Below are 6,207 nucleotides of genomic sequence, written 5' to 3'. Positions count from 1 at the left end.
CAGGAACTCAAAGAAGTCCCGAACAATTTTTTTTCAATAATGAATGAACAAATGGAGTCATATTTTAATTGGGATCTCGGTAAAAAATGAGTAAGATTACTCATTGACAACAGTGTTTTTAGCTTAACTTGTGAGTAATGGATGCACCCTGTCAATTTCGGTGAGTTATGCCGTGGGTCATTGACTTTTTTGAGTCAGGAGATTAGAGCCAGCATATATATTTGTTGTTAAGCGATCGCTCAAGATTTTATCAGACAAGCGATCGCTTTTACTTTTAGCGATCGAACCGGAGAATGAAACAGCCCTAGGGTTGGGGGGGCATCAAACCGGGTGCAATGCCGCCGCTGCACAAATATTTGGGAAATCCGGCGCTGACATGGATTGGGCAGCTATTCTTTTCAAGTCCCGCCGGCGATTTTAACTGCGGGTTGCGGGGTTTCAGGAGAGAGTCAATTTTGAAACTCGACTTGCAAACAACGGGGATGGAATGTGCTAGCGAAATGGTGTCAAAGCCTCTGTATACAAGCTGCGGATAACTGAAATCCCAACCGCACTTTCTCCCGACGGCCGCAGGCGCCCGCCGCACTTGCGAACTTGGCGAGATGGCTGGCGGCACCTGCGATTTTTGCTGCTTTACAGTCCTCGGTGGCTGTTTTTGTATCCGGGTGCTGCGCTGATGATTTGGGGTCTAATTATCGTGGTTTGGCTGTTACCCGGTACTCAAAAGATTGGTAGTATCAGCTTTGATGTACACACGCTGCTTTATGGTGCGATCGCAATTATCATCGGTTTTCAAGCAGTAACTTTCGCTTTTTTCACCAAACTTTTCGCCATCACCGAGAAACTCCTGCCCGAAGACCCCAAACTCAACAAAATATTTGGCTATGTCACCCTAGAGACAGGATTGATTGTCGGAGTCACGCTGATTTTACTCGGAATAGTTGGCTCGTTCTTGTCATTAACTATCTGCCGAGAAACGGCTTTCGGTTCTCTCGACCCTTCTAAAACTCTGCGTGTGGTTATTCCCTCGCTCACTTGCCTGACTGTTGGTTTGCAGATGGTTTTCTCGAGCTTTTTTCTCAGCCTGCTGGGGTTGAAGCGTAGGTGATAACATTAAAGTTACTGCCAATATTCCTCACAACTAAATTGCCATGCAGGGGAAGCTCAGGGCGATCGCACTTCCTTCGATCCTAAATTGCTATAATAACAGTCTGCCCAAAAATCTCAACATAAGGCCTATGTCTACTTACAGCGCGGTACTGACTCAGGTTCTAAGACTTGCACCAGATGAGCAACTGCGACTCATCTCTGAATTATTAGTATATGTTCGTCACCGGGTTCAGGCTAAACCTAAGCGGAGTATTTTAGAATTAGAAGGGTTGGGTGAGGAAATTTGGAATGGGATTGATGCTCAAGAATATGTGAATCAGGAACGAGATTCATGGAATGGATAGCTCAGTTACAGGGAAAAGTCGTGGGATTAGACACCGCGCCTTTGATTTACTTTATGGAGCAAAATCCAAACTATCTAGAGATGATGCGGGTTTTCTTTAGAGCGTTCGATCGCGGTGATTTTAGGATGGTGACATCAACAGTAACGCTGGTAGAAGTGCTAGTTCATCCCCTGCGACAGGGAAACACTTTATTGGCTCAAGAATATCGTGAAATATTGCTCAATCAAGAAAGTTTAACTGTTGTTGAATTAACTCCAGATATTGCTGAAACAGCGGCTCAACTTAGAGCAACTTACAATTTGCGATCGCCCGATTCTATTCAAATGGCTACAGCTATCCATGAGGGTGCTTCGTTTTTCTTGACAAATGATGCGCGGTTGCCTTCTTTGCCGGGGTTAACGGTTTTAGTGTTGGATAATTTGAGAATTTGAGCGATTATTTTTGGATGGGAATATCAGGGCGATCGTACTTGGGGAAGATAAGGGCGATCGCGCTTTGGGGAGAAAAAAGGCGATCGCACTTCCTTCGATCCTAAATTGCTATAATGACAATCAGCCAAAAAATTTCCACATAAAGCCTAAGTCTACTTATAGCGAGGTACTGAGTCAGGCTCAAAATCTCACTCTTGAAGAGCAACAGCAACTGTTAGAAGTATTGTCAGCATTGATGCGCGATCGGGTAACAACCCAGACTCAGGGTAGCAGTGAAAGATTGCCCAGGAAAAATTTAAAGAGATGGCGAGGTTTTTTGCCTAAGCGTGTGGATGCTTTGGAATTACAGTTGCAACTTAGAGCAGAATGGGATGAGTAAGATAGGGAAGAAAAGGGCGAGCCAGTAATCCAAGGGCTATAATAGTAAATAAAAATAAATAATAGTTGATATTAGCTATGCAGCGAATATTTGAGGCTATATTGAAGGGAAACCTTTTAGAATGGGCTAATGAGGTTCCAAGACAAGGCGATCGCCCTGTCAGAGTTTACGTTACTTTACAAGAAGAGCCATCGACTTTAAGTGCGGAGTTTCGCCGTCAGAGAATAGTTGAAATATTGGAAAAAATTGCAGCAAATAATGTCTTTGCTGATATTAGCGATCCAGTGGAATGGCAGCAAGATTTGCGTCAAGACCGTCCACTTCCAGGTAGGGATGAATAATGAATGCTGCTAGACAGTAATATTATTATCTACGCTTCCCAGCCAAAAAACACGCAGATTAGGGGCAGTTTATTGGCGAAGATGACATAGTTGTATCAGCAATAAGTTATATTGAAGTCTTGGGTGATCATCGGCTGACTGAAGAAAATAGATTGTACTTTGAATAATTCTTTGGTGTGGTGGAGGTTTTACCAATTTCTAACGCTGTACTCGATCGCGCAGTGCTGTTGCGACAGATGAGGAGAATGACACTAGGGGATGCTATTATTGCGGCAACAGCTTTGGTATATGGCAGAACTTTGGTGACAAGAAATGTAGGGGATTTTCGGTGGATTGCTGAGTTCACAGTGATTAACCCGTTTGAGGCTTAATAAAGACGGGCGATCGTACTTTGGGAAGATAAGGGCGATCGCACATTTATTTATTCACTGCTTTTTACGTGATGTTCAACATAAGAGCGCAGCACAGCGTTCATTAGAGATTGATAGCCTTTCCCTTGGCTTTTAAACCAATCTAATACATCGCTATCAACTCTTAAAGAAATAGCTTGTTTTGTCAGTGGTGTTACGAGTTTTGCTTTTGCCCAAAAATTCGCATCTAATTCAGGAATATCAGAGGTATCGATCGCAGATTCTGGAATATTCTCTAATTCTTCAAGTCGTTTGCGCGAGATAGTCATAGTAGGTATTTTTTTCTTGACGAGTGGCTTTTCTTGCAGAGATGATGCGGATAGCTCCATTTCTTTCAGTATGCGCTACGGTAACGATAACGACACCTTGTATGGCACCAATACTGATTTCTCGGATTTCTCCGTAGTCGAAACGCTCATCAATGGCATTAAAAACGATTCCGTCAAAGATTTCTTGAGCTTCTTCAAAGCTAATGCCATGTTTTTTGAGGTTTTGGGCGTTTTTATTTTCATCCCATTCAAACTGCATGATTGTGTATATACAAAACGTATCTACTTATAATATAGCATAACCGGATCGCACTTTGGGAAAATAAGGGCGATCGCACTTTAGGAAGAAAAGGGCGATCGCACTTCCCTCGATCCTAAATTGCTATAATGACAATCAGCCCAAAAATCTCAACATAAAGCCTATGTCTACTTATAGCGAGGTACTGAGTCAGGCTCAAAATCTTACTCCTGACGAGCAACAGCAGCTTTTAGAAGTATTGTCAGCTTTGATGCGCGATCGGGTAACAACCCAGACTCAGGGTAAACGATCGGAAATTGATGCAGCACTGATTGAAATGGTACAAGATCCAGAGTATCAAGCTCAAGTGCTACAGATGGAGGCTGAGTTTGCGGTAGCGAGTTGGGAAGCGCTGCAATTGGGAGAATCTCCTGTATGAACCGGGGAGAAGTCTATGATGCTAGACTTGAACCTGTTGAGGGTTCTGAACAAGGAGGAACCCGTCCTGTTATCATCGTTAGTCGAGCTACAATCAATACATATAGCCCTGTAGTTTTGGCTATTCCCTGCACTACTTATCAAACTGGTAAACGAGTTTATCCCACTCAGGTATTAATTAAAGCTCCCGACGGTGGATTAACCAACGATTCTATCGCTATGGCAGATCAAGTACGGGTATTATCTAAATCTCGTTTATTGAGTTTACGAGGAATGCTTAGTGATGAAGCAATACTTCTGCTGAATCAAGCTTTATTAATTGCCTTGGATTTGCCTGGTCAAGTTTAATTGCACTTGAGGAAGAGATGGGCGATCGCACTTTGGGAAAATAACGGCGATCGCACTTTGGGAAGAAAAGGGCGATCGCTCTACTCATCATCATCCCGATCATCATACCTAGATAACCAAGCTCCTATTAGAGTTCCTACTATTCCACCGCCTGCAAAACCTACTATTATTGGAGCATTTATAAGTCCGGCAACAGTAATTCCAATTCCCATAAGTGTTCCTGCTGACTGAAGAACTGCATTAACAAATTTTCTTCTAATAATTGCTTTTTGTTTTCTATTAAGAATGATTCGCCCTTTTCTTACACTATCAGTTAACATATATAGTAGGGCAATAGTACCTTCCTTAGATACTTTCTCTACCAATGCTGTAACAAAATATCCCAGCCATTTTTTACCATCAGGAGTTGTGTCACTGTCATTATCTATTGCAACTACTGGAATCTGGTCAGCTACTTCCTTATCAGATATATGATCAGCTATTAATTCTCGAATAATTTTTGTTTTAGCATCCAATTTTGTTTGATATTGGGAAGGTTTAACATTATTGGCAAAAGTGAAAACGATCACAGTGTATTCCCAAACCCTCTCCCCCAGTGCGGCTGAAATAATCTTGATTACTTGCCGATCGTCCTCTTGTCTTGTTTCGTCTAGTCTGCTAACATATAACATAGAATCAGGTTTTTCTACTTTTGAACGCATTAGCTCTATATATGTTTCATCATTTCCTTTTCCATCCCGCAAACCAGGAGTATCAAAAATGATAGCTTTCACTCCATTCATCTCAAATTCAAACCCAGTAACATCTGCTGTTTCCGGCTCATAGTCACTAACTTTAGATACTACTTTACCAACTAATGAGTTTACAGTGCTAGATTTTCCCCATCCTGTACGACCTGCTACAAAGAAGACCAGCCGTTTTCTTCCAACTTCTTCAACCATTTTTTCAAGAGCTTGAAGAAAAAAAATGCCCAGTTCATCATTCATAGTAATTTAGAAGTTTATTACAATAATTCACTAATCGCCCGTTTGTGCAGCAGACGTTACAGTCATTAAAGTATATTTTATAACCAAACCTAAGCGCAGTCAGTTGGAAACATCGGGACTTTCCCCAGACAAACCGATCGCAAATGTCGGAATCTTGTCGGAAATGTCGGAATCTTGTCGGAAATGTCGGAAATATCGGATATAATACGACAAATCCCCGCACACGACAGACCTATGGAAATCGCAGAAGTATTAAAACTCGCAGACGAGCTAATCTTCGCCAAGACGGGAGAACATATAGACTATCTGCAAAAAGCTATCCTTGAAGGGACATTCCAAGGTCGGACATACCCAGAAATTGCTGAAGCGACTCATTCCAGTGAAGGCCATACCAGGGATATCGGTTCGGAATTATGGCAAATATTCTCAGAGGGATTGGGAGAAGATATTACTAAAAGAAATTTTAGAGCAATATTAGAAAAAGCGAAATTTGATAACTTTTCATCAGCTATCGGTAGAGTAGGTAGAGATTATGTAGCGATTAACAACCTCAACATTTGTCAAGAAAGGGCGAGAAGTCCAACAGAACCTCTAAACCCCCAAGAAACTCCTAAACAACTCCATATAGACTTAGGCGACTCACCCGAAATCTTCACCTTTTTCGATCGCACTTCTGAACTCTCCACCCTCGAAAACTGGATAACACAGGAACACACTCGCCTCATCGCACTCCTGGGAATCAGCGGCGTCGGCAAAACAACCCTATCCCTGGGCCTAATCGATCGCATCAAAACCCAATTCGATTACGTCATCTATCGCAGCCTCGGCTTTTCCCCAACCCTAGACGCAACCCTCACCAACCTGCTGCAAATCTTTTCCCAACAATCTGAAATTCCCCAAAACATCGAAACCA

General features: G+C 42.3%; 12 protein-coding genes and 1 pseudogene. 9 read left to right on the top strand and 4 right to left on the bottom strand.

The features are described from left to right. Nucleotides 1–304: 304 nt before the first annotated feature. Nucleotides 305–616, bottom strand: coding sequence for a hypothetical protein (locus tag ACUVJL_RS12290; protein ID WP_445246101.1), 312 nt, complete (start codon nucleotides 614–616; stop codon nucleotides 305–307). A gap of 9 nt (nucleotides 617–625) precedes the next feature. On the opposite strand from ACUVJL_RS12290, the gene ACUVJL_RS12285 reads away from it, so the two are divergent. The 6 genes from ACUVJL_RS12285 to ACUVJL_RS12260 all read left to right on the top strand — a co-directional run bounded on the left by ACUVJL_RS12285 (nucleotide 626) and on the right by ACUVJL_RS12260 (nucleotide 2,976). Continuing rightward, entirely contained in the window at nucleotides 626–1,108 is a 483-nt protein-coding gene (locus ACUVJL_RS12285) for a hypothetical protein (RefSeq protein ID WP_445246100.1), read from the top strand. A gap of 130 nt (nucleotides 1,109–1,238) precedes the next feature. Then, nucleotides 1,239–1,454, top strand: coding sequence for a hypothetical protein (locus ACUVJL_RS12280; protein ID WP_445246099.1), 216 nt, complete (start codon nucleotides 1,239–1,241; stop codon nucleotides 1,452–1,454). After that, on the top strand, nucleotides 1,442–1,885 hold the full coding sequence (locus ACUVJL_RS12275; protein WP_445246098.1) for a type II toxin-antitoxin system VapC family toxin: 444 nt from the start codon (nucleotides 1,442–1,444) through the stop codon (nucleotides 1,883–1,885). Before ACUVJL_RS12280 ends, ACUVJL_RS12275 begins: the two co-directional genes overlap by 13 nt. Before the next feature lie 10 nt (nucleotides 1,886–1,895). Beyond that, nucleotides 1,896–2,264 (top strand): hypothetical protein, encoded by a 369-nt coding sequence (locus ACUVJL_RS12270; RefSeq protein WP_445246097.1) that lies wholly within the window; start codon nucleotides 1,896–1,898, stop codon nucleotides 2,262–2,264. Nucleotides 2,265–2,341: 77 nt separating this feature from the next. Beyond that, nucleotides 2,342–2,605 carry a hypothetical protein gene (locus ACUVJL_RS12265; RefSeq protein WP_194012745.1) on the top strand — a complete coding sequence of 88 codons (264 nt, stop codon included), beginning with the start codon at nucleotides 2,342–2,344 and terminating at the stop codon, nucleotides 2,603–2,605. Between the two features lie 236 nt (nucleotides 2,606–2,841). Then, nucleotides 2,842–2,976, top strand: coding sequence for a hypothetical protein (locus ACUVJL_RS12260; protein WP_445246102.1), 135 nt, complete (start codon nucleotides 2,842–2,844; stop codon nucleotides 2,974–2,976). Between the two features lie 50 nt (nucleotides 2,977–3,026). Here the strand turns inward: ACUVJL_RS12260 and ACUVJL_RS12255 are convergent, their stop codons facing one another. Both ACUVJL_RS12255 and ACUVJL_RS12250 read right to left on the bottom strand, forming a co-directional pair. Continuing rightward, nucleotides 3,027–3,284, bottom strand: a complete 258-nt coding sequence (locus ACUVJL_RS12255; RefSeq protein ID WP_333085439.1) for a BrnA antitoxin family protein — start codon at nucleotides 3,282–3,284, stop codon at nucleotides 3,027–3,029. After that, nucleotides 3,259–3,543: a BrnT family toxin gene (locus tag ACUVJL_RS12250; RefSeq protein ID WP_332945908.1), complete on the bottom strand. Its 285-nt coding sequence runs from the start codon at nucleotides 3,541–3,543 to the stop codon at nucleotides 3,259–3,261. Before ACUVJL_RS12250 ends, ACUVJL_RS12255 begins: the two co-directional genes overlap by 26 nt. A gap of 163 nt (nucleotides 3,544–3,706) precedes the next feature. On the opposite strand from ACUVJL_RS12250, the gene ACUVJL_RS12245 reads away from it, so the two are divergent. Both ACUVJL_RS12245 and ACUVJL_RS12240 read left to right on the top strand, forming a co-directional pair. Beyond that, nucleotides 3,707–3,961: a hypothetical protein gene (locus tag ACUVJL_RS12245; protein WP_333212335.1), complete on the top strand. Its 255-nt coding sequence runs from the start codon at nucleotides 3,707–3,709 to the stop codon at nucleotides 3,959–3,961. Beyond that, nucleotides 3,958–4,308 carry a type II toxin-antitoxin system PemK/MazF family toxin gene (locus ACUVJL_RS12240; RefSeq protein WP_190739752.1) on the top strand — a complete coding sequence of 117 codons (351 nt, stop codon included), beginning with the start codon at nucleotides 3,958–3,960 and terminating at the stop codon, nucleotides 4,306–4,308. Before ACUVJL_RS12245 ends, ACUVJL_RS12240 begins: the two co-directional genes overlap by 4 nt. 80 nt (nucleotides 4,309–4,388) lie before the next feature. On the opposite strand, the gene ACUVJL_RS12235 is transcribed toward ACUVJL_RS12240, so the two are convergent. Beyond that, a complete protein-coding gene (locus tag ACUVJL_RS12235; protein WP_445246096.1) occupies nucleotides 4,389–5,294 on the bottom strand; it encodes a GTPase in 906 nt (301 codons plus the stop codon). 234 nt (nucleotides 5,295–5,528) lie between these two features. Between ACUVJL_RS12235 and ACUVJL_RS12230 the strand changes: the two are divergent. Continuing rightward, nucleotides 5,529–6,207 (top strand): annotated as a pseudogene (locus ACUVJL_RS12230) (ATPase); the annotation flags it as partial.

Source organism: Microcoleus sp. OTE_8_concoct_300, from assembly GCF_031383065.1.
Lineage (GTDB): Bacteria > Cyanobacteriota > Cyanobacteriia > Cyanobacteriales > Microcoleaceae > Microcoleus.
The sequence above is the reverse complement of the archived record's forward strand: the minus strand, read 5'-3'. Positions and strand labels throughout refer to the sequence as shown.

Coding starts and splice junctions, on each gene's coding strand:
- ACUVJL_RS12280 (WP_445246099.1), top strand. CDS start 1,239: ATGTCTACTTACAGCGCGGTACTGACTCAGGTTCTAAGACTTGCACCA.
- ACUVJL_RS12275 (WP_445246098.1), top strand. CDS start 1,442: ATGGAATGGATAGCTCAGTTACAGGGAAAAGTCGTGGGATTAGACACC.
- ACUVJL_RS12265 (WP_194012745.1), top strand. CDS start 2,342: ATGCAGCGAATATTTGAGGCTATATTGAAGGGAAACCTTTTAGAATGG.
- ACUVJL_RS12260 (WP_445246102.1), top strand. CDS start 2,842: ATGAGGAGAATGACACTAGGGGATGCTATTATTGCGGCAACAGCTTTG.
- ACUVJL_RS12255 (WP_333085439.1), bottom strand. CDS start 3,284: ATGACTATCTCGCGCAAACGACTTGAAGAATTAGAGAATATTCCAGAA.
- ACUVJL_RS12250 (WP_332945908.1), bottom strand. CDS start 3,543: ATGCAGTTTGAATGGGATGAAAATAAAAACGCCCAAAACCTCAAAAAA.
- ACUVJL_RS12245 (WP_333212335.1), top strand. CDS start 3,707: ATGTCTACTTATAGCGAGGTACTGAGTCAGGCTCAAAATCTTACTCCT.
- ACUVJL_RS12240 (WP_190739752.1), top strand. CDS start 3,958: ATGAACCGGGGAGAAGTCTATGATGCTAGACTTGAACCTGTTGAGGGT.
- ACUVJL_RS12235 (WP_445246096.1), bottom strand. CDS start 5,294: ATGAATGATGAACTGGGCATTTTTTTTCTTCAAGCTCTTGAAAAAATG.